Annotated in this window: 20 protein-coding genes and 1 pseudogene; 7 read left to right on the top strand and 14 right to left on the bottom strand. The window is 71.7% G+C overall.

From position 1 onward, the window contains the following. Nucleotides 1-98: 98 nt before the first annotated feature. The 5 genes from ACFZDA_RS26775 to bldG form a co-directional block, all read right to left on the bottom strand. Nucleotides 99-1637, bottom strand: a complete 1539-nt coding sequence (locus ACFZDA_RS26775) for a methyltransferase (RefSeq protein ID WP_391086226.1) — start codon at nucleotides 1635-1637, stop codon at nucleotides 99-101. Nucleotides 1638-1896: 259 nt separating this feature from the next. Next, nucleotides 1897-2478, bottom strand: coding sequence for a small secreted protein (locus tag ACFZDA_RS26770; protein ID WP_391086224.1), 582 nt, complete (start codon nucleotides 2476-2478; stop codon nucleotides 1897-1899). A 195-nt stretch (nucleotides 2479-2673) separates the two neighbouring features. Beyond that, nucleotides 2674-5079: a sodium-translocating pyrophosphatase gene (locus ACFZDA_RS26765; protein ID WP_391086222.1), complete on the bottom strand. Its 2406-nt coding sequence runs from the start codon at nucleotides 5077-5079 to the stop codon at nucleotides 2674-2676. A gap of 272 nt (nucleotides 5080-5351) precedes the next feature. After that, nucleotides 5352-5786, bottom strand: coding sequence for an ATP-binding protein (locus ACFZDA_RS26760; protein WP_391086220.1), 435 nt, complete (start codon nucleotides 5784-5786; stop codon nucleotides 5352-5354). 136 nt (nucleotides 5787-5922) lie between these two features. Next, nucleotides 5923-6264 carry an anti-sigma factor antagonist BldG gene (bldG, locus tag ACFZDA_RS26755; RefSeq protein ID WP_003991900.1) on the bottom strand — a complete coding sequence of 114 codons (342 nt, stop codon included), beginning with the start codon at nucleotides 6262-6264 and terminating at the stop codon, nucleotides 5923-5925. 79 nt (nucleotides 6265-6343) lie between these two features. Here bldG and ACFZDA_RS26750 point away from each other — a divergent pair, with 79 nt between their 5' ends. Next, a complete protein-coding gene (locus tag ACFZDA_RS26750; RefSeq protein WP_391086218.1) occupies nucleotides 6344-8971 on the top strand; it encodes a DEAD/DEAH box helicase in 2628 nt (875 codons plus the stop codon). A gap of 40 nt (nucleotides 8972-9011) precedes the next feature. Here the strand turns inward: ACFZDA_RS26750 and ACFZDA_RS26745 are convergent. From ACFZDA_RS26745 to ssd, 7 genes and pseudogenes are all read right to left on the bottom strand, one after another. After that, a pseudogene (locus tag ACFZDA_RS26745) lies at nucleotides 9012-9281 on the bottom strand (Rv3654c family TadE-like protein); the annotation flags it as partial. Nucleotides 9282-9340: 59 nt separating this feature from the next. Beyond that, nucleotides 9341-9706 carry a TadE family type IV pilus minor pilin gene (locus tag ACFZDA_RS26740; protein WP_373432223.1) on the bottom strand — a complete coding sequence of 122 codons (366 nt, stop codon included), beginning with the start codon at nucleotides 9704-9706 and terminating at the stop codon, nucleotides 9341-9343. Continuing rightward, nucleotides 9693-9902 (bottom strand): DUF4244 domain-containing protein, encoded by a 210-nt coding sequence (locus ACFZDA_RS26735; RefSeq protein WP_306965063.1) that lies wholly within the window; start codon nucleotides 9900-9902, stop codon nucleotides 9693-9695. The genes ACFZDA_RS26740 and ACFZDA_RS26735 overlap by 14 nt, the downstream gene beginning before the upstream one ends. A 77-nt stretch (nucleotides 9903-9979) precedes the next feature. Beyond that, nucleotides 9980-10768 (bottom strand): type II secretion system F family protein, encoded by a 789-nt coding sequence (locus ACFZDA_RS26730; protein WP_391086215.1) that lies wholly within the window; start codon nucleotides 10766-10768, stop codon nucleotides 9980-9982. After that, the gene (locus ACFZDA_RS26725) at nucleotides 10765-11637 is read right to left on the bottom strand and encodes a type II secretion system F family protein (protein ID WP_391086213.1); all 873 of its coding nucleotides are present in this window, start codon (nucleotides 11635-11637) and stop codon (nucleotides 10765-10767) included. The genes ACFZDA_RS26730 and ACFZDA_RS26725 overlap by 4 nt, the downstream gene beginning before the upstream one ends. Beyond that, nucleotides 11621-12847 (bottom strand): TadA family conjugal transfer-associated ATPase, encoded by a 1227-nt coding sequence (locus ACFZDA_RS26720; RefSeq protein ID WP_391086211.1) that lies wholly within the window; start codon nucleotides 12845-12847, stop codon nucleotides 11621-11623. Before ACFZDA_RS26720 ends, ACFZDA_RS26725 begins: the two co-directional genes overlap by 17 nt. Next, on the bottom strand, nucleotides 12844-13956 hold the full coding sequence (gene ssd, locus ACFZDA_RS26715; protein WP_391086506.1) for a septum site-determining protein Ssd: 1113 nt from the start codon (nucleotides 13954-13956) through the stop codon (nucleotides 12844-12846). The genes ACFZDA_RS26720 and ssd overlap by 4 nt, the downstream gene beginning before the upstream one ends. A gap of 577 nt (nucleotides 13957-14533) precedes the next feature. Here ssd and ACFZDA_RS26710 point away from each other — a divergent pair. Beyond that, nucleotides 14534-15367, top strand: a complete 834-nt coding sequence (locus tag ACFZDA_RS26710) for an HAD-IB family hydrolase (protein ID WP_391086209.1) — start codon at nucleotides 14534-14536, stop codon at nucleotides 15365-15367. A gap of 337 nt (nucleotides 15368-15704) precedes the next feature. Here ACFZDA_RS26710 and ACFZDA_RS26705 read toward each other — a convergent pair whose 3' ends face one another. Both ACFZDA_RS26705 and ACFZDA_RS26700 read right to left on the bottom strand, forming a co-directional pair. After that, nucleotides 15705-16529: an oxidoreductase gene (locus tag ACFZDA_RS26705; RefSeq protein WP_391086207.1), complete on the bottom strand. Its 825-nt coding sequence runs from the start codon at nucleotides 16527-16529 to the stop codon at nucleotides 15705-15707. A 64-nt stretch (nucleotides 16530-16593) separates the two neighbouring features. After that, nucleotides 16594-17856, bottom strand: coding sequence for a hypothetical protein (locus ACFZDA_RS26700; protein WP_391086205.1), 1263 nt, complete (start codon nucleotides 17854-17856; stop codon nucleotides 16594-16596). 292 nt (nucleotides 17857-18148) lie between these two features. On the opposite strand from ACFZDA_RS26700, the gene ACFZDA_RS26695 reads away from it, so the two are divergent. The 5 genes from ACFZDA_RS26695 (at nucleotide 18149) to ACFZDA_RS26675 (ending at nucleotide 25978) form a co-directional block, all read left to right on the top strand. Further along, nucleotides 18149-20518 carry a SulP family inorganic anion transporter gene (locus tag ACFZDA_RS26695; protein ID WP_391086203.1) on the top strand — a complete coding sequence of 790 codons (2370 nt, stop codon included), beginning with the start codon at nucleotides 18149-18151 and terminating at the stop codon, nucleotides 20516-20518. 288 nt (nucleotides 20519-20806) lie between these two features. Beyond that, a complete protein-coding gene (gene acs, locus ACFZDA_RS26690) occupies nucleotides 20807-22762 on the top strand; it encodes an acetate--CoA ligase (RefSeq protein WP_391086201.1) in 1956 nt (651 codons plus the stop codon). A 235-nt stretch (nucleotides 22763-22997) separates the two neighbouring features. Then, nucleotides 22998-24434 carry a Na+/H+ antiporter NhaA gene (gene nhaA, locus ACFZDA_RS26685; RefSeq protein ID WP_391086199.1) on the top strand — a complete coding sequence of 479 codons (1437 nt, stop codon included), beginning with the start codon at nucleotides 22998-23000 and terminating at the stop codon, nucleotides 24432-24434. Between the two features lie 120 nt (nucleotides 24435-24554). After that, on the top strand, nucleotides 24555-25043 hold the full coding sequence (locus tag ACFZDA_RS26680; RefSeq protein WP_391086197.1) for a phage holin family protein: 489 nt from the start codon (nucleotides 24555-24557) through the stop codon (nucleotides 25041-25043). Then, nucleotides 25040-25978: an alpha/beta fold hydrolase gene (locus ACFZDA_RS26675; protein ID WP_086561036.1), complete on the top strand. Its 939-nt coding sequence runs from the start codon at nucleotides 25040-25042 to the stop codon at nucleotides 25976-25978. The genes ACFZDA_RS26680 and ACFZDA_RS26675 overlap by 4 nt, the downstream gene beginning before the upstream one ends. Nucleotides 25979-26087: the final 109 nt, after the last annotated feature.

Genomic DNA, 26087 nt, shown 5'->3' with positions numbered 1-26087 from the left:
AAATCGACTCGAATTTGTTGGCGAGCCGACCGGCGCCACCCCTGACGAGTCCCTCAGGAGACCTTCGCGAGTCCCCCCGGCGGATCCTGACGGGGCTGTCAGCGGACCGGCTCCAGGAACCCCTGCTCGACGAGCAGCCGGATCTGCGCCGGGGTGCGGTCGCGCAGCAGCACCGGGTCCTCGCCGATCAGCTGGGCGATGGCGTCGAGGATGCGGCCGGCGCTCATCGTGCCGTCGCACACGCCGGCGAAGCCCGCGCCGACCGTGTCGACCCGGGTCGCTCGGCACATGCCGCGGTTCTGGCGCAGCACGACGTGCTCGGGGTCCTCGGCGCCGGGCAGCCCGACCTGTTCCTGCACGACCTCGGCGCCGAGCCTGAAGTGTCCTTCGAGCAGGGCGGCGTCGTCGTGGTCGCGCAGGTAGTCGAGGCGGTCGAAGTGGGCCCGGATGGTGTCCCCGAGCGGCTGCTCCACCGGATGCGGCCACTCCTCCACCGTGACGGAGGGCACGGCGGCGCCCGTCCTGCGCAGGGTGATCCAGCCGAAGCCGACGGCCTTCACCTTGCGCGCTTCGAACTCGTCGAGCCACGCGTCGTACCGCGCCTGGTACTCCGCCATGTCCTCGCGGTGGTCGCCCGCGTCCCGCAGCCACAGCTCGGCGTACTGGTTGACGTCCTGTACCTCGCGCTGCACGATCCACGCGTCGCAGCCCCGAGGCACCCATGACCTGAGCCGGTCCTGCCAGTCCTCCCCTTCCACGTGCTGCCAGTTGGCGAGGAACTGCGCGAATCCGCCCTCGTTCAGCCGCTCCCCTGCCTCCTGAACGAGCGTGCGGCACAGATCGTCCCCGCCCATTCCGCCGTCGCGGTAGGTGAGCCGCGCGCCGGGAGAGATCACGAACGGCGGGTTCGAGACGATCAGGTCGTACGTCTCGTCGCCCCGCACCGGTTCGAAGAGGGAGCCTTCGCGCAGATCGGCGGCCTGGGTGCCGGACAGCGCCAGCGTGAGGGCGGTGATGTGCAGCGCGCGTGGATTGAGGTCGGTGGCCGTCACGCGGGTGGCATGACGGGCTGCGTGCAGCGCCTGGATGCCGGAGCCGGTGCCGAGGTCGAGCGCGGCGGCGACCGGCGTACGGACGGTGATGCCGGCGAGTGTCGTGGAGGCACCGCCGACTCCCAGGACGACGCCCTCGTCCCGCCGGCCGATCCCGCCGGCGCCGCCGACCGCGCAACCCAGGTCGGAGACGATGAACCAGTCCTCGCCGTCGGGCCCGCCGTAGGGCCGTACGTCCACGGTGGCGGCGAGCTCGTCGTCGCCGACGCGCGTCAGCCAGCCGCTCTCCAGGCACGCCTCGACGGGCAGGACGCCCGCCACGCGCGCGTGCGGCACGGGCTGCTGAAGGAGGAACAGCCGGACGAGCAGCTCCAGCGCGGTGTCCCCCCGGGTCGCGCGGAGCGCGGGCACGGTCTCGCTCCTTGCCAGGGCCGCGTACGCGGGGGCACCGAGCAGTTCGAGCAACCCGTCGGCGGTGAAGGAGGCTCCGAGCAGGGCGTCCCGGAGCCGGGCGACGACATCGGGACGGTCGGAGGAGGGCAGCGGGGACAGGGGTGACTGGCTGGCGTTACTCACGCCCCCCATTGTGGCTGCCGACCCCGGCAACGCACGCGCCCGTACCGGGCATCGCACCCGGCTCCGCGGACCGGCACGGGTATTCAGCGCCTTCTGCGGACCGGCTCGGGTAGCACGCGGCTCGACGGACCGACTCGGGCACCACGCACTTCCCCGCCGACCGGCCCGGGCATCCCGCGACAGCGCACCCCGGCTCGGCAGTCACTTCTGACTCAGCAGTCCCGCCCGGCCCCGAAAACAACTCCTTGTTCAGCTCGGCCGGGCTCGGTCAGCTCTGCGTCGCCGGTGCCGTGGCCGCCTTGCAGCTGGACTGCCGGGCCATCGCCTGGCCGACCTCGCCCTCCTCCAGGGTCCGCAGCGCGTCGTTCCCGCTCTTGCCCAGCTTGTCGAGCTCCGTGGCGATGTCCTTGAGGCCGTCCGCGAACTTGCCCTGATCCTTGGTGTCGAGCCCGTCGACCTGCTTCTTCAGGGAGGCGTACGAAGAGGAGATCGTGTTGAGCTCCTTCACGGCGTCCTTCTGCTTCTTCTCGCCGTTCTCGACGTCCGGCGCCCCGGCCTTGGTCACCGCTGCCCCGATGGCCTTGTAGGCGTCGGACATGTCCTGGAAGGCCTGTGCGTCGGTCTTCTGGACGTCCTCCGGCTTGCTGTTGTCCGAGGTTTCCTTCTGGATCGAGGCGTTGGCCGACTCGATCTTCTTGGCCTGCGGCTGCACGGCGTCGCAGACCTCCTTGGCCCAGGAGTCCAGCTTCTCGTTGTCGTCGCCGCCGCACCCCGACAGCGCCAGTACCAGTACCGCACCGCCGGACAGTGCGGCCGCGAGCTTCTTGTTCACCGGTTTGGTCCCTTCCATGGCTCTCGGCCCCGGAACATACACGCCAGATGCACGGCAACCGCACGCCGGGCGTCCAATAAGACCTTTTCGTAACCTTTTGAGCCAAGCGAGAGAAGCCTCACGGCGCGATGGCGCACACGCACAGAGCGGGCGGGCGGCGCGTCAACGCGCGCCGCCCGCCCGCACCTTGAGCTGGGGCTTGGACGACCTCCCCTACGAAACCACCGCCGGGTCCGCGGACTTGGGCTCCGAATCGGCGTTGCCTTCGTCACCCATGGCGATTCCACGCCTCTTCGACACGTACACCGCGCCGAAGATCACGAGGAACGCGACGGCCGCGACCAGGATCCGCACCCCGATGCTCTTGTCGGCGCCGTAGGAGAACTTGATCACCGCGGGCGCGATGAGCAGCGACACCAGGTTCATGACCTTCAGCAGCGGGTTGATCGCGGGACCGGCGGTGTCCTTGAAGGGGTCGCCGACGGTGTCGCCGATCACGGTCGCCGCGTGGGCCTCACTGCCCTTGCCGCCGTGGTGGCCGTCCTCGACGAGCTTCTTGGCGTTGTCCCAGGCGCCACCGGAGTTGGCCAGGAACACCGCCATCAGCGTGCCCGCCCCGATCGCGCCGGCCAGGAACGCGCCGAGCGGGCCGACACCCAGCGTGAACCCGATGAAGATCGGCGCCATCACGGCGAGCAGACCGGGGGTGGCCAGCTCGCGCAACGCGTCCTTGGTGCAGATGTCGACGACCTTGCCGTACTCCGGGGTCTCGCTGTAGTCCATGATCCCGGGTTTCTCGCGGAACTGCCGCCGCACTTCGAAGACCACGGCACCGGCCGACCGCGACACGGCGTTGATCGCCAGCCCCGAGAAGAGGAAGACGACCGCCGCGCCCGCGATGAGGCCCACGAGGTTGTTGGGCTGCGAGATGTCCATCATCAGGCTCATCGGGGCACCGTCCCCGCTGAGCTTCTCGCCCACGTCCCGCGCGCCGGTGAAGATCGCGTCGCGGTACGACCCGAACAGCGCCGCCGCCGCGAGCACGGCCGTGGCGATCGCGATGCCCTTGGTGATCGCCTTGGTGGTGTTGCCGACCGCGTCCAGGTTCGTGAGCACCTGCGCGCCCGCGCCCTCGACGTCGCCGGACATCTCCGCGATGCCCTGCGCGTTGTCGGAGACCGGCCCGAAGGTGTCCATCGCCACGATCACGCCGACCGTGGTGAGCAGGCCGGTGCCCGCCAGCGCCACCGCGAACAGCGCCAGCATGATCGACGTACCGCCGAGCAGGAACGCCCCGTACACGCCGAGGCCGATCAACAGGGCGGTGTAGACGGCCGATTCGAGGCCCACGGAGATACCGGCGAGGACGACGGTGGCCGGGCCGGTGAGCGAGGTCTTGCCGATGTCCCGGACGGGACGCCGGGTGGTCTCGGTGAAGTAGCCGGTCAGTTGCTGGATCAGCGCGGCGAGCACGATGCCGATGGCCACCGCGACGAGCGCGAGGACCCGCGGGTCGCCGTCCTTGCCCGTGATCGCCGCGTCCGTCACGCCGTCGAGGTCGGAGTACTTCCCCGGCAGGTAGACGAAGACGGCCACCGCCACCAGCACGAGCGAGATCACCGCGGAGATGAAGAACCCGCGGTTGATGGCGCTCATGCCGCTGCGGTCGGCGCGTCTCGGCGCCACCGCGAAGATGCCGATCATGGCGGTGATCACACCGATCGCCGGCACGAGCAGCGGGAAGCCCAGCCCGGCGTCGCCGAAGGCCGCCGAGCCCAGGATCAGCGCGGCGACGAGGGTCACGGCGTACGACTCGAAGAGGTCGGCCGCCATGCCCGCACAGTCGCCGACGTTGTCGCCCACGTTGTCGGCGATGGTCGCGGCATTGCGCGGGTCGTCCTCCGGAATGCCCTGTTCGACCTTGCCGACCAGGTCGGCGCCGACGTCGGCGGCCTTGGTGAAGATGCCGCCGCCGACACGCATGAACATCGCGATCAGCGCGGCCCCGAGGCCGAAGCCTTCGAGCACCTTCGGCGCGTCGGCCGCGTACACCAGCACCACGCAGGAGGCGCCCAGCAGGCCGAGGCCCACCGTGAACATGCCGACGACGCCGCCGGTGCGAAATGCGATCTTCATCGCCTTGTGCGAGACGGTGGTGAGATCTTTTTCCGGCTCGCCTGCCGCCGGAGTGGCTTCGCGCGCCGCCGCGGCGACACGCACATTGCTGCGCACGGCGAGCCACATGCCTATATAGCCGGTGGCCGCCGAGAACGCCGCTCCGATCAGGAAGAACACCGACCGACCGGCACGCTGATTCCAGTCGTCCGCGGGCAGCAGCATGAGCAGGAAGAACACGACCACGGCGAATACGGCGAGCGTGCGCAGCTGACGTGCCAGATAGGCGTTCGCGCCTTCCTGGACCGCCGACGCGATCTTCTTCATGCTGTCGGTGCCCTCGCCGGCCGCGAGTACCTGGCGTACCAGGACGCCCGCGACCACGAGTGCCGCCAGCGCGACGACCGCGATGACCACGACGAGAACGCGGTTGTCATCGGTCAGTACGGCGGCTGCGAGGTCGGTGGGATGGCCCGACTGTGGTGAGAGAGAAAGCCCCGCCATTCGTCCTCCTTGACGCTTGGGCTGAGCTCAAGATGTGGACGGGATTGTAGGTACCGGAACCTGATCAAAACAGAGCGCGATTAGTGGAATTGGCCTTCTGAGGTAATGCCCTGAAAGCATTCTCGGACGGCCTTGGAGCATGCGAGTGATCGTGAACGAATTCACGCGATGAACGGCACAGGAACAACTGTAAAGGCGACCACTGACACCCGCACATGACGAAGGGCCCCACGGGTGTGGGGCCCTTCGTCGTACGGCGTGCGCGGTGGCTGTCAGGCCAGGATGGTCGGCGGCGGGGTGGTCGGCCAGGTCATCTTGATCGACCCGCCGTGCTCCCCCGCGCTTACCTCGACATCGTCGACGAGTCCGCTGATGACCGCGAGGCCCATCTCGTCCTCCTCGGCCTCACCGTCGAAGTCGCCGGGTCCGGCGCCCGCAGGATCGCCGGGGACCGCGTGCGGGGCCTCGTCGCCGACCTCGATGGAGAACTGTTTCTCCTCCTCGATCAGCAGCACCTTCACCGGTGCCGAGATCCCGCCGGTCTGATGCAGCCCGACGGCCCGTGTGCAGGCCTCGCCGACGGCGAGCCTGACCTCGTCGAGGACGGCCTCGTCCACTCCGGCCCTGCGCGCCACCGCGGCCGCCACCAGCCGGGCGGTCCTGACGTGCTCGGGCAGCGCGCTGAAGCGGAGCTCAACGGTGGCCATGCATCCCCCTCGCAACTTCGGGCGTGCTGTCGAGAGGCTCCGGGCCGCCGAAAGCCCGGGCCCCCTCGGTCTTTGACTTCTGCCGAACTCTTGCCGCGACTTCGGCCGGCCCGGGCACGAGGCCCGGGCCCGGTGGTCAGTCGGTCGCCGCCACCGCTTCCTCGACCGAGGTGTGAATCGGGAACACCTTGGTGAGGCCGGTGATACGGAAGATCTTCAGAATGCGCTCCTGGTTGCAGACCAGGCGCAGGGAGCCCTCATGGGCCCGCACACGCTTCAGGCCGCCGACCAGCACGCCGAGCCCGGTGGAGTCGAGGAAGTCCACGCCCTCCATGTCGACGACAAGGTGGAAACTGCCGTCGTTCACCAGCTCGACCAACTGCTCGCGCAGCTTGGGCGCGGTATATACGTCGATTTCGCCACCGACCCTGACGATCGTGCGATCGCCCATGGTCTCGGTCGACAGGGACAGGTCCACGGATCCTCCAGCACCTTGCTATCGAGCGGTCGCCCTTGGGGCACCTCGGCTTCGTCCCCTGGACGGTTCGCCAGCCGCGATGGCATTCAATCACTTACGGGCAGGCGTGCACGACGCCTTGGCTCCATTGTCCGTCACGCCAGTGACACACTCGGTGCCGATGGCCAAGAATCACCGATCCGATCGAACCCCGACGGACCCCGCCTCCCGGCCCGCGCCGGGCGCGGTCCTGGACCGGCTCGCGTCCGGTCCGAGCAGGGCTTCGCGCATTACTCATACGGAGCACTTGCCCCCGCGCGAGGGTCGGCATGCCGTCTGGCCGGACCGGATCCGCGCCGAGGTCGTGGCGGCCGTGCAGGCCGCGGGCATCGGGCACCCCTGGGCCCATCAGGCCCGCGCGGCGGAGCACGCGCTGGACGGCGCTTCGGTCGTCGTCGCCACCGGCACGGCCTCCGGCAAGTCCCTGGCCTACCTCGTGCCGGTCCTGTCCACCCTGCTGGACGGCGCCGAGGCCCCGAACGGCCGCGGCGCGACGGCCCTGTACCTGGCTCCCACCAAAGCCCTTGCGGCGGATCAGTGCCGCTCCGTGAAGGAACTTTCACATCCGTTGGGCCATTCGGTGCGCACGGCCGTGTATGACGGCGACACTCCGTTCGAGGAGCGCGAGTGGATCCGCCAGTACGCCAACTACGTCCTGACCAACCCGGACATGCTGCACCGCGGCATCCTGCCGTCCCACCCCCGCTGGTCCTCCTTCCTGAAGTCGCTGAAGTACGTCGTCGTCGACGAGTGCCACACCTACCGCGGCGTCTTCGGCTCGCACGTCGCCCAGGTGCTGCGCCGGCTGCGCCGTCTGTGCGCCCGCTACGGCTCCTCTCCCGTGTTCCTGCTGGCCTCCGCGACCGCCGCCGAGCCCGCGGTGGCCGCCCGCCGCCTCACCGGCCTGCCGGTCCGGGAAGTCGCCGACGACGCCTCCCCGCGCGGTGAACTGGTGTTCGCCCTCTGGGAACCGCCGCTGACCGAGCTGCACGGCGAGAAGGGCGCCCCCGTCCGCCGCACGGCCACCGCCGAGGCCGCCGACCTGCTCACCGACCTCACCGTGCAGGGCGTGCGCTCGGTCGCCTTCGTACGGTCCCGCCGGGGGGCCGAGCTGATCTCCGTCATCTCCCAGGAGCGTCTGGCCGAGGTCGACCGGTCGCTGGCCCGGCGTGTCGCGGCGTACCGGGGCGGTTATCTCCCGGAGGAGCGTCGGGCACTCGAACAAGCCCTCCATTCGGGTGAACTGCTCGGCCTCGCCGCGACGAACGCCCTCGAACTCGGCATCGACATCTCCGGCCTGGACGCGGTCGTCATCGCCGGTTACCCGGGCACGCGCGCCTCCCTGTGGCAGCAGGCGGGCCGGGCCGGACGGTCCGGGCAGGGGGCGCTGGCCGTCCTGGTCGCGCGGGACGACCCGCTGGACACCTTCCTCGTCCACCACCCCGAGGCCCTGTTCGACCAGCCCGTCGAGTCGACGGTCCTCGACCCGGACAACCCCTACGTGCTCGCCCCGCACCTGTGTGCGGCCGCCGAGGAACTGCCCCTGACGGACGAGGACCTCGACCTGTTCGGCCCGGCCTGCGAGGACCTCCTTCCCCAGCTCGAAGCCGCCAGGCTGCTGCGCCGCCGCACCAGGGCCTGGCACTGGACCCGCCGCGAGCGGGCCGCCGACCTGACCGACATCCGCGGTGAGGGCGGGCGGCCGGTCCAGGTCGTCGAGGCCGGCACGGGCCGGCTGCTCGGCACGGTCGACGCGGGCGCCGCGCACTCGACCGTCCACGAGGGTGCGGTCCACCTCCACCAGGGCCGCACGTACCTGGTGCGTTCGCTGGACCTGGAGGACTCCGTCGCCCTCGTCGAGGAGGCCGCGCCGCCCTACTCCACGGTCGCCCGCGACACGACGGCGATCTCCGTCCTGGAGACGGACGTCGAGGTCCCCTGGGGCGACGGCCGCCTGTGCTACGGCTCCGTCGAGGTCACCAACCAGGTCGTCTCCTTCCTCCGCCGACGGCTCATCACCGGTGAGGTGCTGGGCGAGACGAAACTCGACCTCCCTCCCCGTACGCTGCGCACCCGGGCCGTGTGGTGGACCGTCACCGAGGACCAGCTCGACCGCGCCCGGATCAACCCGGAGATCCTCGGCGGCTCCCTGCATGCCGCCGAGCACGCGTCGATCGGCCTGCTGCCCCTCTTCGCGACCTGCGACCGCTGGGACATCGGCGGCGTGTCGATCCCGCTCCACCCGGACACGCTCCTGCCCACGGTCTTCGTCTACGACGGCCATCCCGGTGGAGCGGGCTTCGCGGAGCGCGCCTTCCACACCGCCCGCACCTGGCTGACCGCCACCCGCCAGGCCATCGCCTCCTGCGAGTGCGACGCCGGCTGCCCGTCCTGCATCCAGTCCCCCAAGTGCGGCAACGGCAACGACCCGCTGCACAAGAGGGGGGCGGTCCGGCTGCTCACCGTGCTGCTGGAGGGGGCTCCCGAGGAGAAGGAGGCGGAGGCGGAGGAGCGGCCGACCGAAGCCCCAGAGGAGCCGATGGAAGCCCCAGACGAGCCGATGGAAGCCCCACAGGAGCCGAGAGAAGCCCCACCGGAGTCGACGGAAGCCCTACCGGAGTCGGCTGAGGCCCCGAGGGAGCCGAAGGAGGCCCCGCCCGCGCCCTGACCTCCGCCGTGAACGGCCCCCGGCCCGACGCCGCCGTCACGTCCGAGATCTCCCCGACGACCTCGCACCGCACGAGCCGGACGCCCTGTGCCCGGGCCACCCGGCCGGCCCGCGCGCAGGCCGCCGTACCGCCCTCGGCCCAGTGGTCGGCCGCCGCGAGCGCCGCGAGATCCGCACCGCCCGCCGCACGGTGCCGGATCACGACGGCCTGCCCCAGCGCGAGGACGACGCCGAACACCACGCACAGGACGGCGATCGCCCCCACACTCCAGACGGTGGCGGACCCCTGGTCCGAGGCGGCACCTCGCACCGGCCGGCGCCCCACGCCCCGGCATCCCGGGCTCCGGCCCCGCACCTCCGCCCGTCGTCTCACGTGCCCACCCCCACCGTCTCCTCCACCGACGCCACGGCCTCCTCCCGTACGGCGAAGGACAGGCCGCGCAGCACCGGCGGCTCGGCCACGACGACCACCCGGACCTGTTCCGCGCCCCGGTCGACGGTCACCTTCGCGCCGGGCGGTGCCGCCTCGCGGGTCAGTCGCACGACCGCGTCGGGCGGGTCCTGGCGGGCCGCCGCCCGGGCGCCCGTCCGTGCCGCGTCCACGCACTGGATCTGCGCGGCCACGACGAGCAGCCCCCACACCAGCGCCATCGCGAACATCACCAGCACGGGCAGCACCACGGCCGACTCCGCCGTGACGAACCCCCGGTCCGCGCCCCGCTCACATCCGCGCATTGAGGGCTTCCTTCACGATGTTCTGGAGCTCCGCGCTGACCGCACCACTCGTGACGACCTTGTAGAGCACCACCGCGAAGGCCACCGCCGCGACGATTCCCATCGCGTACTCGGACGTGACCATCCCCGCGTCCCTCCGCGCCGCACGCGCCCCGCACACCAGGGCACCCAGCCGCGCCCGTACCGCCTGATACATCTCAACCCCCGTAGGAAAGAGTCCGAACTTCTGTTGGTTGTGACTGACTTGCTCCGCCGCCGATCCAGGTTTCCGTCTCACGCACCACCCCCTCCCAGCACCCCACCCGCGAGCCCGATCACCACGGGCAGCACGCCGATCGCGATGAACGCGGGCAGGAAGCACAGCCCGACCGGGGCGCTGACCATGACGCCCGCCCGGCGTGCCCTGGCAGTCGCGGCGCGCCCCCAGTCGGCACGGGCCTCGGCGGCGAGTCGTGCGACCGGCGTGGCGGCCGGCAGTCCGCAGACATCGGCCTGTTCGAGCAGCCGGGCCAGGCCTCCGGCGCCCGGGAGGGCGGCCAGCCTCCGCCAGGCGGGGCCCGGTTCGCCGCCCAGCCGTACCTCCGCCGCGCCTTGGGCGAGGGCGTCGCCCACCGGCCCGCCCAGGGCCTCGCCCACAGCCTGCGCGGCGATCACCGGGCCGGCGCCCGCCGCGATGCAGGCCGCCAGCAGGTCGGCGGCCAGGGGCAGTTGCCGTGCCGCCTCGGCGAGGTCGGGTGCCCGCGTCTCCGTACCGTCCGTCTCCCGCCGCAGCCGCCACCGCCACATCCCCACCGCGCCGGCCAGTCCGACGGCGACACCGACGGGGCCGCCGATCAGCGCCCACCCGGCGCACACCACACCCAGGGAAGCCGGCCATCTCCGCGCGGCCCGTCCCAAGGCGAGGCGCGGAGCCCCAGCGGTCGCCTCCCGGGGCGACAGCCCTGCCAGCCGGCGCCGCATCCTCCGGCGGCGTCCCGCCTGTTTCAGCCGGCGCACCGACCACCAGAGGCCCAGCAGCACCCCCACCGTCACCCCCAGCCTGTGGAAAACTTCTCCGCTCACGCCACCGCCTCCGCTCCCCGCACGATCCGCCGCACCCACCACAGCCCGAGGCCCTCCAGCACACCGCCGGCCACCAGACAGCCCAGGCCCGCCGTGGTGTGCAGCAGGACATGGAGGGGGTCGGCGCCGAGGGCGGTGCCGATGAGGAGCCCCAGGGCCGGCAGCCCGGCGAGCAGCACCGCCGTGGCCCGCGCGCCGGCCAACTGGGCCCGCAGGTCGGAGCGTTGGTCCCGCTCGGCACGCAGGGCGGCGGCGAGCCGGTCGAGTCCTGCCGCGAGCCCCGCGCCCTGGTCCACGGCGACCCGCCAGCACGCCGCGAGTCCCCGCAGTCCCTCGGCACCCGGCTGCCTGGCGGCGGTCGCCAGCGCGTCGGGCACGTCACCGCCGAACCGTGCCGCCGCCAGCACCGTCCCCTGTGCGTCCGCGAGTCCGCCGCAATCCCGCGCGGCGCTCAGCAGCGCCTCTCCCGGCTGCCGTCCGGCCCGCACCTCCCCGGCGAGCGCCCCGCACAGCGCGATCACCGCGTCGGCCCGGCGCTCCCGGTCCCGCCGGACCCGGCCGGCCAGCCGGACCCGTCGCAGCAGCGGCAGGCCGGCCGCTCCCAGGACGACCGGCAGCACCGACGCCCCGAGCGCCGCCAGCACCAGCCCGGCCACCGGCGCCCACCACTCGGCCCGCAGCCGCCCGCGGACCCGCCTCAGTCCCTGGGCCATCCGCCGCCACCCGGGCGGCCCGCTCCCGACGGTCCCGCCGCCCGCGAGCAGCAACCGCGCCCGCCGTGCCGTCGAGTGACGCTCACCCAGCAACCAGGCCGCCGCCCCCATGCACGCCACGGCCGCGCCCATGGACATCTCAGCCGCTCCCGTCATCACTCGTCCCCTCCCTCGCGGCCTCACCCGGTCCGCCCTCGCTTCCCCGACCCCGAAGCAGCCCCCGCAGCCGCTCCCAACCCCGCTCGCACGCGAAGGCCTCCGCTCCCCACCGCAGCGCCGGCACCGTCTTCACCAGCCCCGACGGGTCCCGCTCCAGCACATGCACCTCGGCGATCCGCCGCCGCCCGGACCGGTCGCGTACGAGGTGCAGCACCACGGAGAGGGCGGCCGCCACCTGGCTGTGCAGCGCGGCCCGGTCGAGCCCCGCGGCCGTGCCCAGGGCCTCCAGCCGGGCCGGTACGTCGGCGGCGGCATTGGCGTGCACGGTTCCGCAGCCGCCCTCATGGCCGGTGTTCAACGCGGCCAGCAGATGCACCACTTCGGGCCCGCGGACCTCGCCCACCACCAGCCGGTCGGGCCGCATCCGCAGCGCCTGGCGCACCAGGTCCTCCAGGGTGACGAGGCCCGCGCCCTCCTGGTTGGCGGGTCTGGACTCCAGCCGCACCACGTGCGGATGGTCCGGCCGCAGTTCCGAGGAGTCCTCGGCGAGGACGATCCGCTCGTCCGGTCCCACCAGTCCCAGAAGGGCGCTCAGCAGGGTCGTCTTGCCGCTGCCCGTGCCGCCGCTGACGAGGAAGGACAGCCGTGCGTCGAGCAGCGCGCGCAGCACGCGGTCTCCGCCCGGCGGCACCGTGCCCGCCGCGACCAGCTCGCCGAGTGTGAAGGCGCGCGGCCGTACGACCCGCAGCGACAGGCAGGCACAGCCCACGGCGACCGGCGGCAGCACCGCGTGCAGCCGGGTGCCGTCGGGCAGCCGGGCGTCGGCCCAGGGCCGGGCGTCGTCCAGCCGGCGCCCGGCCACGGCGGCGAGGCGCTGGGCGAGCCGTCGTACGGCCGCCGCGTCCTCGAAGCGCACCGGCGTGAGCTCCAGGCCGCCGCCCCGGTCCACCCAGACCCGGTCCGGGGCCGACACCAGCACGTCGGTCACCGACGGGTCGGCGAGCAGGGGCTCCAGCGGCCCGCTGCCGACCAGCTCGGACCGCAACCGCGCGGCGGCGCCCAGGACTTCCGCGTCCCCGAGCACCCTGCCCTGTTCCCGCAGGGCCTGTGCCACGCGCGCGGGGGTCGGTTCGGCTCCGCTCTCGGCCAGCCACCGCCGTACTCCGTCGAGCAGTTCCGCGCTGTGCTGGCCGGCCAGGGTGCTCATGCCGCACCCGCCTCGACGAGCGCCCGCTCCCAGAACTCCTTGCAGAACCGGGCGAGCGGTCCGCGCGGGGCGGCGCCCGGGGGTGCCGTGCCCTCGTCCGGCCGCAGCAGTTGCGGCTCGGCCGGCACCTCGCCGACCAGGGGCAGCCCGAGCAGCCGGGCCACCTCCCGGTCGTCGAGCCCGGGCGGGTACGGCCCGCGGACGGCCACCCGCAGATCGCGCAGGACCATGCCGACCGCGGACGCCACCCGCCCGGCGGCCGCGACCGCGCGCAGCTCTGCGGGCACCACCAGCACGCCGACGTCGAGTTGGGTGAGGACCTCGGCGACGCCGTCGTCGATGCGGCGCGGCAGGTCGACCACGACCGTGCCGCCCCGGCGCCGGGCCGCGGCGAGCACCGCGCGCACCGCCTGGGGCGGGACGGCGATCCGGTCGCCACGGTCCCAGCTGAGCACCCGCAGCGAGTGCAGCTCGGGCAGCGACTCCTCCAGAGCGCCCCCGCCGACCCGGCCGCGTGAGGAGGCGAAGGCGGGCCAGCGCAGTCCGCCGGCCGTCTCGCCGCCGAGGAGTACGTCGAGTCCGCCGCCCAGCGGATCGGCGTCCACGAGGAGTGTGCGCAGCCCCTCGCGCGCGGAGGTGACGGCGAGCGCGCACGCGAGCGTGGACGCTCCCGCCCCGCCCCGGCCGCCGATGACACCCACGGTGAGGGCGGGCCGGCCGACGCCCTCGGCCACATCGGCGATGCGGTCGACCAGCCACTGCTCGCCGTCGGGCAGCATCAGGACGTGCTCGGCGCCGATCTCGACGGCCCGCCGCCACACCCCGGAGTCGTCCTGGTCCCGGCCGACGAGGACGACTCCCCTTCGGCGCGCGGCCCCGCGCACCCGCCGGGCGGCGTCGTCGCCGACGAGGACGAGCGGCGCGGTCTCCCAGCTGCCTCTGCGGTCGGGCACCCCGTGGTGCACCTCGGGTGTGGCGCCCGCCGCCGCGCACAGGCGCAGCAGGTCGTCGAGGAGCTCGGTGTCCTCGGTGACGATCAGTGGCCCGCCCTGCCGCCCTCCGGCGGCCGGCGGCGGATCGTGTGTGACGGTTCCGGCCACGGTCTCCATCCCCCTTCGCTGCATGACTCGCACGGCCCCTGCGGCCCCGCGATTCCCAAACGTGGGAAGAACCGGCGACGCGGCTTCCCTTTGAACGGCCGGCACAAAGCGGCCCAGCGCCACCGGCAATCGCAGCCGGGTCGTGAACCCGCCGCGAGCGAGGTGCGCTGGAATCACGGTGCAGCGATCCCGGAAATCGTGTGGATCTTGGTGGATAACTGTGGACGCCTCGACACTTGTGAATATCGCCGTCACCCATACCGGTGATGCCCGCAGGGCCCTCCGCGCGACTTCCACAGAGCAGTCCGACAACCACACAGCGTGACGGATCATGAGCATGTCAAGATCACTGCCCACACGGCGGCAGAACGGCTCTCTGGCCGCGCGAAGAAGGGGAAAATGCATCCGGACATGCGACGACCCCCGCCGGGGGGGAGAGCGGGGGTCGTCCCCACGGCCGACTCGGGGGGGGGAGGAGTCGGACCGGGTTAGCACGGTCGCGAACGATCCGTGACTTCCATGGTGTACCCGAGAGCCCTCTCAGGCAAACCCACGCGCCCCACCTTACGCCGAATGGGCTGCCCCTATGCTCAGGGGCGTGGAAAACCACTTGTCGCCCCGCACAGCGGCCTTCTTTGACCTGGACAAGACGGTCATTGCGAAGTCGAGCACGCTCACGTTCAGCAAGTCGTTCTACCAAGGCGGTCTGATCAACCGCAGGGCCGTGTTGCGAACTGCATATGCCCAGTTCGTCTTCCTGGCCGGCGGCGCCGACCACGACCAGATGGAGCGCATGCGCGCCTACCTGTCCGCGCTGTGCCGCGGCTGGAACGTGCAGCAGGTCAAGGAGATCGTCGCCGAGACCCTGCACGACCTGATCGACCCGATCATCTACGACGAGGCCGCCTCCCTCATCGAGGAGCACCACACCGCCGGCCGTGACGTCGTGATCGTGTCCACGTCGGGCGCGGAAGTGGTCGAACCGATCGGCGAACTGCTGGGCGCGGACCGGGTGGTGGCGACCCGCATGGTCGTGGGCGACGACGGCTGCTTCACCGGCGAGGTGGAGTACTACGCCTACGGTCCGACCAAGGCCGAGGCCATCAAGGAGCTGGCCGCCTCCGAGGGGTACGACCTCAGCCGCTGCTACGCCTACAGCGACTCGGCGACCGACGTGCCGATGCTGGAGGTCGTCGGCCACCCCCATGCCGTGAACCCGGACCGCGCGCTGCGCCGCGAGGCCCTCGCGCGCGGGTGGACGATTCTGGACTTCCACCGTCCGGTCCGGCTCAAGCAGCGCATCCCTGGGTTCTCCGTACCGCCGCGTCCGGCGCTCGTCGCGGTGGCCGCGATAGGTGCCGCGGCGGCCACCGCCGGCCTCGTCTGGTACGCGAACCGGCGCCGGGACACCGTCGCTTGACCTGGACTACCCGAAGTCCTATTTGAACCCAAAAGTAAAGAAGTGCAGCCTGGACTTCCGCTTACTCCGGGTCAGGAGTACAAAGGAGTCAACGGCCCGCGAGACCAAGGACATCCGAGAGGATCACCTTCATTACGCATTTGGCCCCACGGACCGAGCATGAACACCGGGCACCCACGCGACGTCGACCCGTCGATTACGGGCCAGCCGCACCAGGGACGGGCGAAGTTCCCGACCTGATGGGCATATATCGAGGACGCTTGGTACCCCGATGCTCATGCCAGCGGCGGTACGAGTTCTCGTACCGCCGCATTTCTCTGCCGGTCCGGCCGCGCCGTCACGCCGCTCCGCGCTGCAGCGCCTCACACACCGCCGTCGACTCGCGCGCCCCCAGTTCGACCGCCCTGCCGCAGTGGGCGATCCAGGCGGCCATGCCCTCCGGGGTGCCGGAGACGTACCCGTCGAGTGCCTCCAGGTAGGCCTCGCGGCCCAGCTCGGCGTGGCCCACCTCGGCCGCGCAGACCGACTTCGGGTCCAGACCGCTGCCGATCAGGACGATGCGTTCGGCCGTGCGCGCGATCAGGTCGTTGTGGGAGGTGAAAGGACGCAGCGCGAGAAGCTCGCCGTGCACCACGGCGGCCGTCACCAGCGCCGGCGCGGTGCCGCCCGCGATGATCAGATCGGCCAGCCCCTCCAGCCGGCCGTGCGCCTCGGCCGCGCTCGGCAGCGGCAGAGCGACGAGCGGCTCGTCGACCGGCTCGCCCTCCTGCCGGGGCCGGCCGACCTGGTCGGCCTTGTCGGCCGCCGCCACCAGGTGCAGCCGGGCCAGCACCCGCAGGGGCGACTGCCGCCAGATCGACAGCAGCTGGCCCGCCTCGGCGGTGAGCCGGAGAGCGGCACCCACGGTGCGCGCCTCGTCGTCGCCGCTGAAGTCCGTACGCCGGCGGACCTCCTCCAGGGCCCATTCCGCGCCGGCCAGCGCCGCCGAGCCACGGGCACCGCGCAGGGCCGCCTCGGAGGTGATCGCGTCGCTGCGCCGCCGCATGATCCGGTGCCCGTAGACCCGGTCCACGGACTTGCGTACGGACTCCACGGATTCGGCCACCCCGGGCAGCGCCCCCAGGGCCGCGAGAGGGTCGGCGGTCGCGCCTGCTGTACTCATGAGTACGACCCTACGCACCCCGAGAGCGCGCCCCACGGCGGAGTGGCCATCTTCACTCGGGCCGCTACTTCGCCGCCGGAGCCCCGGGCACGCCCTTCGGGGCCGCGGCGGGCCTGGCCGCGAGGAAGGACGCCCAGCCCTGCTTCGGCGCCTCGCCGACCGTCAGCGTGCGCAGTTTCCGCAGCGTCGCCGGATCCTGGGCGTCCAGCCAGTCCACGAGCTGCCGGAACGAGACACAGCGCACCTCCTCCTTGGTGCACACCGTCTCCATGACCTCTTCGACGGCCCGCATGTAGGTGCCGCCGTTCCAGGACTCGAAATGGTTCCCGATGATCAGGGGCGCGCGGTTGCCGTCGTAGGCGCGGCGGAAGCCCTTGAGCAGGCCGTCGCGCATCTGGTCGCCCCAGAAGTCGTGCATGGCCGGGTTGCCCTGGGTGCTGGTGCCCGACTGGTTGACCATGAAGTTGTAGTCCATGCTCAGCTGCTCGTAGGAGTGCCCGGGGAACGGCACGAGCTGCATGGACACATCCCACAGGCCGTTCTTCTGCTTCGGCCAGACCTGGTCGTTGACGCCGCTGCTGTCGTAGCGGAAGCCCAGGTCGCGGGCCGCCTTCATGAAGTTGCGCTGGCCTTCCAGGCAGGGGGTGCGGGCGCCGATGAGCTCCTTGTCGTAGTCGAAGGGCAGCGGGGAGGCGTCCTTCAGGCCGGTGTTGGTCTTCCAGGTCTTCACGAACTGCTTGGCCTGGGCGATCTCGTCCTTCCAGTCCTGCACGGACCACTCGCCGACCCCGCCGCCGCTGCCGCAGAAGTGGCCGTTGAAGTGAGTGCCGATCTCATTGCCCTCCAGCCACGCCAGACGCAGTTGCTTCACCGTGGCGGCGATGCCGCGGCGGTCGTTGAAGCCGATGTCGGAGCGGCCCGGGGAGTGCTGCGGCGGCCGGTACCGGTCGCGCTCCTCGTCCGGCAGCATGTACACGCCGCTCAGGAAGTACGTCATGGTCGCGTTGTTCGCCTTGGCGACCTCGCGGAAGCGGGAGAACAGCTTCTGACTGTCCTCGCCCGCGCCGTCCCAGGAGAAGACGACGAACTGCGGGGGCCTCTGGCCGGGCCGCAGCCGCTCCGGCCTGGGCAGATGGGGCTGGGCGCCGGTGTAGGCGGTGGAACCGTCCCCGATCAGCCGCAACGCGCTCTGCGGCGCCGGAGCCGGCTTGCCCTTCCGCGGGGCGGGGGCCACGGGCCCCGATGTGCCGGTCCCGCAACCGGCGAGCGATACGGCGCAGACCGCGGCGATCACGGAGCCGGCGGCGATCCTGTGGCTGGCGGCCATTTCCGCCCACCTTCTTCCTTCTCTCGGGTGCGGACAGCGCCGCCAAATTCGCACGAGACCGAGAAGGAATTAGTACGACAAGCCGATCGGATAACCACTTCACCCTTCAGAGTGATTTATTCGCCCATTTGCCCGTAAAGTCCATGCCCGTCCTTTACTCTGCATTACGATCCGTTTACCGAGCGTTGAATCATCCCGCCGAATTACACCGTGACCACGGCCGCGACCGGCCCCCGCCCCGAGCGGGGAGCCCGTCGCTCGACCGCGCAGCCCCGGAGGAGACGGGAAACACATGTCAGCCTGCACCCCCACCCGCGCCGACGATCCGAACCGGACCGAGCGCACCCATCCACCCCACAGCCCGCCGTCCCACGGCCCGCGCCGATTCCGCATCGCGGGTGCCGACGTGTCGGCCTCGATCGCGGTCTTCCTGATCGCCCTGCCCCTTTCCCTGGGCATCGCCCTCGCCACCGGCGCACCGCTCCAGGCCGGCCTCGTCGCCGCCGCCGTGGGCGGGCTCGTCGCCGGACGGCTCGGCGGCTCTCCGCTCCAGGTGAGCGGACCGGCCGCCGGACTCACCGTCGTCACCGCCGATCTGATCCAGCGCTACGGCTGGCGGACGACCTGCGCCATCACCGTCCTCGCCGGCCTCGCCCAACTGGGCCTGGGCTGTCTGCGCGTGGCCCGTGGCGCCCTCGCCGTCAGCCCCGCCATCGTGCACGGCATGCTCGCCGGGATCGGCGTCACCATTGCCGTCGCCCAGCTGCACATCGTGCTCGGCGGCACACCGCAGAGTTCCGTCCCGGCCAACCTCCGCGCCCTGCCCGCCCAGTTGGCGGACATGCGCCTGGCGTCCGTGTCGGTGAGCGTGCTGACCCTGGCGCTGCTCATGCTCTGGCCGAGACTGCCCGGCCGGGCCGGACGCCTGCTGCGCAAGGTCCCGGCCGCGCTCGTCGCAGTCGCCGGAGCCAGCGTCGCCGCCTCCCTCGCCGGCCTCCGCCTGCCCAAGGTCGACCTGCCGTCGTGGAGCAACCACGCCCTGGCCGGACTGCCGGAGGGCCCCGTGCTCGGCATCGTCGCCGCGGTGGTCACCACCACACTGGTGTGCAGCGTGCAGTCACTGCTCGGCGCGGTAGCCGTGGACAAGCTGGTGGCCGGCCGCCCGGACCTGCCCGCCCGCGTCCGGCGCTCCGACCTCGACCGCGAACTGCTCGGTCAGGGCGCCGCGAACATCGTCTCCGGCTCGCTCGGCGGACTGCCCATCGCGGGCGTGGCCGTGCGGACTTCGGCGAATGTGCACGCGGGCGCGGTGAGCCGGAACTCCACGATGCTGCATGGCGTTCTCGTAGTGATCGCCGCGCTGCTGATGGTCCCGATCCTGGAGCTCATCCCGCTCGCCTCGCTCGCCGCCCTGGTGATGGCCGTCGGCATCCAGATGGTGTCCCTGCACCACATCCGCACGGTGACGCGCCACCGAGAGGTGTGGGTGTACGCCGTCACGACCCTCGGCGTCGTGTCCCTCGGCGTCCTGGAGGGCGTCGCCCTGGGCGTCGCCATGGCCGTCGGCGTCGCCCTGCACCGCCTCACCCGCACCCGCATCACGCACGAAGAGACGGAAGGAGTCCATCACGTACACGTCAGAGGACAGTTGACGTTCCTCGCGGTGCCACGGCTCAGCCGGGCCCTGCATGTCGTACCCCACGGCGCCGACACCGTCGTCGAGCTGGACGGGTCGTTCATGGACCACGCGGCGTACGAGACGCTGCAGGACTGGCAGAAGACGCACACCGCGCAGGGCGGCACCGTCGAGATCACCGGCCGGCACCCCGGCATCCGCCTCTCCGAGCCCCGGGCCCTCACCGGCTGCCGGTGCCGGCCCTGGACGCCCTGGCGCAACCACCAGTGCGACCGCTCCCCGTCCGCTCCCCCTTCCCCGAACGCCCCGGGCGGGACGGACCGCACCGACCCGGACCCGAAGGGCACCGGCGGAGCCAGTGGGCACGAACTGGCGCGTGGCATCAGCGCGTTCCAGCGCAACACCGCGCCCCTGGTGCGCAGCGAGCTGGCCCGGCTGGCGCGTGAGGGGCAGCGGCCGTCGCAGCTCTTCCTGACCTGCGCCGACTCGCGGCTGGTCACCTCGATGATCACCTCCAGTGGTCCGGGCGACCTGTTCGTCGTGCGCAACGTGGGCAACCTCGTCCCACGGCCGGGCGAGGAGAGCGGCGACGACTCGGTGGCGGCCGCGATCGAGTACGCCGTCGACGTGCTCCAGGTGCGGTCCATCACGGTGTGCGGGCACTCGGGCTGCGGCGCCATGCAGGCGCTGCTCAACTCCGAGCCCGGCGGCGACCGGACACCGCTGAAACGGTGGCTGCGGCACGCTCTGCCGAGCCTGCAGCGCATGGCGGACGACAGCGGGCCGTGGGGCAGGCTGGCCGGGCGGGCCCCCGAGGACGCGGTCGAGCAGCTCTGCCTGACCAACGTGGTCCAGCAGCTGGAGCATCTGCGCGCCCACGACTCGGTGGCCCGGGCCCTCGCCAAGGGCTCCCTGGAGCTGCACGGGATGTACTTCCACGTGGGCGAGGCCGAGGCCTACCTGCTCACCGAGACGGACGACGGCAGCGTCTTCGACCGCGTACGCGAGGCGGACCTGACGGCCTGAGCCCGGCTCGCGCACGGGTGTGCGGCCCGGACGGCCCGACGGCCTGCCGGCCGCACACCCCGCCGGCACACCCCCACCACCCGCAAGCCCCGCGCCCGCCCCATGCGTGACGCGTGTTACACAGGCTGAACTTTCCCTGGTCGGCGTCCGTGGGTACGGATGACGCCGGCTGCCGACCCACCGCCCCACAGGTCTAAACCAATCGGCGGTCGGCGCTTGTCATCGCACCCCCGGGTCTGATGAGCTGTGGCCTGGGACACAACGGACACCCTGGGAAAGGCAGATGCCGTGAGCAACGAAAGCCTGGCCAACCTGCTCAAGGAAGAGCGCAGGTTCGCACCCCCCGCCGACCTGGCCGCCAACGCCAACGTCACCGCGGAGGCGTATGAACAGGCCAAGGCTGACAGGCTCGGCTTCTGGGCCGAGCAGGCCCGTCGGCTGACCTGGGCCAAGGAGCCCACCGAGACCCTCGACTGGTCGAACCCGCCGTTCGCCAAGTGGTTCAAGGACGGCGAGCTCAACGTCGCCTACAACTGCGTCGACCGGCACGTGGAGGCCGGGCACGGCGACCGGGTCGCGATCCACTTCGAGGGCGAGCCCGGCGACAGCCGTGCCATCACCTACGCCGAGCTCAAGGACGAGGTCTCCAGGGCCGCCAACGCCCTGCTGGAACTGGGGGTCCAGGCCGGCGACCGGGTCGCCGTCTACATGCCGATGATCCCCGAGACGGCGATCGCGATGCTGGCCTGCGCCCGCATCGGCGCCGCGCACTCCGTCGTCTTCGGCGGTTTCTCCTCGGACGCCCTCGCCACCCGCATCCAGGACGCCGACGCGCGCGTGGTCATCACCTCCGACGGCGGCTACCGGCGCGGCAAGCCGTCCGCGCTGAAGCCGGCCGTGGACGAGGCGGTCGAGAAGGCGGGCAACGTGGAGCACGTCCTGGTCGTGCGCCGCACGGGCCAGGAGGTCGCCTTCACCGAGGGCCGTGACGTGTGGTGGCACGACCTCGTCGGGCGGCAGAGCGCCGAGCACACCCCGCAGGCGTTCAACGCCGAGCACCCGCTGTTCATCCTCTACACCTCGGGCACCACGGGTAAGCCGAAGGGCATCCTGCACACCTCCGGCGGCTACCTCACGCAGACCGCCTACACCCACCACGCCGTCTTCGACCTCAAGCCGGAGACGGACGTCTACTGGTGCACCGCCGACGTCGGCTGGGTCACCGGCCACTCGTACATCGTCTACGGACCGCTCGCCAACGGCGCGACGCAGGTCATGTACGAGGGCACGCCCGACACACCGCACCAGGGCCGCTTCTGGGAGATCGTCCAGAAGTACGGCGTGACGATCCTCTACACCGCGCCGACCGCGATCCGTACGTTCATGAAGTGGGGCGACGACATCCCCGCCAAGTTCGACCTGTCCAGCCTGCGCGTGCTGGGCTCGGTGGGCGAGCCGATCAACCCCGAGGCGTGGATCTGGTACCGCAAGAACATCGGCGGCGACCGCACCCCGGTCGTGGACACCTGGTGGCAGACCGAGACCGGCGCGATGATGATCACCCCGCTGCCGGGTGTGACGGCGGCCAAGCCCGGGTCCGCGCAGACACCGCTGCCCGGCATCTCCGCCACAGTCGTCGACGACGAGGCGAACGAGGTGCCCAACGGCGGTGGCGGCTACCTGGTGCTGACCGAGCCGTGGCCGTCGATGCTGCGCACCATCTGGGGCGACGACCAGCGCTTCATCGACACGTACTGGTCGCGCTTCGAGGGCAAGTACTTCGCCGGTGACGGCGCGAAGAAGGACGAGGACGGCGACATCTGGCTGCTCGGCCGGGTCGACGACGTCATGCTCGTCTCCGGGCACAACATCTCCACCACGGAGGTCGAGTCCGCGCTCGTCTCCCACCCCTCGGTCGCCGAGGCGGCCGTGGTCGGCGCGGCGGACGAGACGACCGGGCAGGCGATCGTCGCCTTCGTGATCCTGCGCGGCACGGCCTCCGAGACCGAGACCCTGGTCGCCGAGCTGCGCACCCACGTCGGCAACGCGCTCGGCCCGATCGCCAAGCCCAAGCGGATCCTGCCGGTGGCCGAGCTGCCCAAGACCCGCTCCGGCAAGATCATGCGCCGTCTGCTGCGGGACGTCGCCGAGAACCGCCAGCTCGGTGACGTCACGACGCTGACCGACTCCACGGTCATGGACCTCATCCAGGCCAAGCTGCCGGCCGCGCCCAGCGAGGACTGAGCACGGCACAGGCATGGCGCGGCGGACGCAGGGGCACCCGGCGGTCGGTACGACGGGTGCCCCTGCGCACCCCGCGTGGTGATCGCCGACGGTGCCCCTGCGCACCCCGCCGGTGATCACCGGGTGCGCCCGGCTATATGTTTACCTAGACTAAGAAAAACAACTGCTCCATGGTGCGCCGGGAAGTCTGGTCGGCATTGCGTACAGCCCTGCCCACCGACCGGAGGTCTCCCCCGTGACCGCGCCCCGCCCCGACACCCCCCGCAAGGTCCTCGGCCGGCTCTCCCTCCCCGAGCGGACCTACATCGCGGACGCGCTGCGTACCGAGACCGTCGGCGGGGTGCTGCTGCTCGCCGCCGCTGTCGCCGCGCTGCTGTGGGCGAACATCCCCGCGCTGCACGACAGCTACGAGAGCGTCGCCCACTTCCACCTGGGCCCCGCCTCCCTCGGCCTGAACCTGTCCGTCGCGCACTGGGCCGCCGACGGGCTGCTGGCGGTCTTCTTCTTCGTCGCCGGGATCGAGCTCAAGCGCGAGCTCGTCGCCGGCGATCTGCGCGACCCCAAGGCCGCCGCGCTGCCGGTCGTCGCCGCGCTGTGCGGGATGGCCGTACCAGCGCTGGTCTACGTCGTCACCAACGTCATCGGCGGCGGTTCGCAGGCCGGCTGGGCCGTGCCCACCGCCACGGACATCGCGTTCGCGCTCGCCGTACTCGCGGTCATCGGCACGTCCCTGCCCAGCGCGCTGCGGGCCTTCCTGCTCACGCTCGCCGTCGTCGACGACCTCTTCGCGATCCTGATCATCGCGGTGTTCTTCACCGACAGCCTGAACTTCGCCGCGCTCGGCGGCGCCGTCGCGGGCCTGGCCGTCTTCTGGCTGCTGCTGCGCCTCGGCGTGCGCGGCTGGTACGTGTACATGCCGCTCGCGCTCGTCATCTGGGCGCTGATGTACAACAGCGGCGTCCACGCCACCATCGCCGGCGTCGCCATGGGCCTGATGCTGCGCTGCCACCGGCACGAGGGCGAGGCCCATTCCCCCGGCGAGCGCATCGAGCACCTCGTACGGCCCCTGTCGGCGGGGCTGGCCGTACCGCTGTTCGCGCTCTTCAGCGCCGGTGTCGCCGTCTCCGGCGGCGCGGTCGCCGATGTGTTCACCCGGCCCGAGACCCTCGGCGTCGTCCTCGGCCTGGTCGTCGGCAAGGCGCTCGGCATCTTCGGCGGGACGTGGCTGACGGCCCGTTTCACCCGGGCGTCGCTCAGCGACGACCTCGCCTGGGCGGACGTGTTCGCGGTGGCGAGTCTCGCCGGCATCGGCTTCACCGTGTCGCTGCTGATCGGCGAACTCGCCTTCGAGGGCGACCAGGCGATGACCGACGAGATCAAGGCCTCGGTGCTGCTGGGCTCGCTCATCGCCGCGACACTCGCGACCGTGCTGCTGAAGCTGCGCAACGCCAAGTACCGTCGCCTGTGGGAGAACGAGGAACGCGACGAGGACGCCGACGGCATCCCGGACGTCTACGAGGAGGACGACCCGGCCTATCACGAGCGGCTGGCCGACCTCTACGAACGCAAGGCCGCCGAACACCGCCGGATCGCCCGGGAGAAGGCGGCCGCGCACCACGGGCTTGCCGAAGTACCGGGCGGGGCAGGCGATGACCACCACCGTCCGGCATGATCTGACGAGACGGTACAAAAGACGGGACCGTACGCAGTCAGGCCGTACGCAGTGGGACGACTGCGGCGAGTCAGGCACAAGACGCGGACATCGGACCGTACGCAGAAGAGGGAGACCGCGATGAGCGCACCCGACGGCAGCCCGGTCGGCGCCGAACGCACCATCGGCCAGCTGTTCGCCTCGGCGACGGCGGAAATGTCGGCACTGGTGCACGACGAGATCGCGCTGGCCAAGGCGCAGCTCAAGCAGGACGTGAAGCGCGGCGCGACCAGCGGCGGCGCCTTCTCGATGGCGGGGGCGGTACTGCTGTTCTCGCTGCCGATGCTGAACTTCGCGCTGGCGTACGGCATCCGCACCTGGTCCGACTGGAACCTGGCGATCTGCTTCCTGCTCTCCTTCGCGGCGAACGTCCTCGTCGCGGTCGTGCTGGCGCTGATCGGCATGGTCTTCGCGAAGAAGGCCAAGAAGAGCCAGGGCCCGCAGAAGGTCGCCGCCTCGATGAAGGAGACCGCGGGCGTCTTCCAGAAGGCCAAGCCGCACCCGCGGCCCGAGCTCCCCAAGGACCGGGTCCCCGAGGCCATCGAGGCTGTGGCACGCTCGTCGTCATGACCGATCCCGCCACACCTTCGGCACAACCGGCTTCGGCCGTGCGGCTGGACGGCCCCTGGAGTCACCGCGACGTCGCCGCCAACGGCGCCCGCTTCCACATCGCCGAGCTGGGCGACGGGCCGCTGGTCCTGCTGCTGCACGGCTTCCCGCAGTTCTGGTGGACCTGGCGGCACCAGCTGGTGGCGCTCGCCGACGCCGGCTTCCGGGCCGTCGCCATGGACCTGCGGGGCGTCGGGGGCAGCGACCGCACCCCACGCGGTTACGACCCCGCCAACCTCGCGCTCGACGTCACCGGCGTCATCCGCTCGCTCGGTGAGCCGGACGCCGCGCTGGTCGGCCACGACCTGGGCGGATACCTGGCGTGGACGGCGGCCGCGATGCGCCCCAAGCTCGTACGGCGGCTGGCGGTCGCGTCCATGCCACATCCGCGGCGCTGGCGCGCGGCCATGCTGCGAGACGTCAAGCAGACCCGCGCCGGTTCACACATCTGGGGGTTCCAGCGGCCCTGGATCCCGGAGCGGCAGCTCACGGCCGACGACGGGGCGCTCGTGGCCGAACTGATCCAGGACTGGTCCGGGCCGCGCCCGCCGGAGGACGAGGCACTGGAGAACTACCGCCGGGCCATGTGCATCCCCTCCGCGGCGCACTGCGCGGTCGAGCCGTACCGCTGGATGGTGCGCTCCCTGGCCCGCCCGGACGGCATCCAGTTCAACCGCCGGATGAAGCGGCCCGTGCGCGTGCCGACGCTCCATCTGCACGGCTCGCTCGACCCCGTGATGCGCACGCGCAGCGCGGCCGGGTCCGGCGAGTACGTCGAAGCCCCTTACCGCTGGCGCCTGTTCGACGGCCTCGGCCACTTCCCGCACGAGGAGGACCCGGTCGCGTTCTCCTCGGAGCTCATCAACTGGCTGAAGGATCCCGAACCCGATCGGTGACCGAATGGCCGCGGCCGGTGTCCGCGCCTGAACGCTTGTCTCCGACGAACGGCCAATTGCCCGGCGCATAGGCCAATTGGGCGCTCCGGGGGCGGTTATCGACCATGGG

The organism is Streptomyces sp. NPDC007991, assembly GCF_042958445.1.
Lineage (GTDB): Bacteria > Actinomycetota > Actinomycetes > Streptomycetales > Streptomycetaceae > Streptomyces.
The sequence above is the reverse complement of the archived record's forward strand: the minus strand, read 5'-3'. Positions and strand labels throughout refer to the sequence as shown.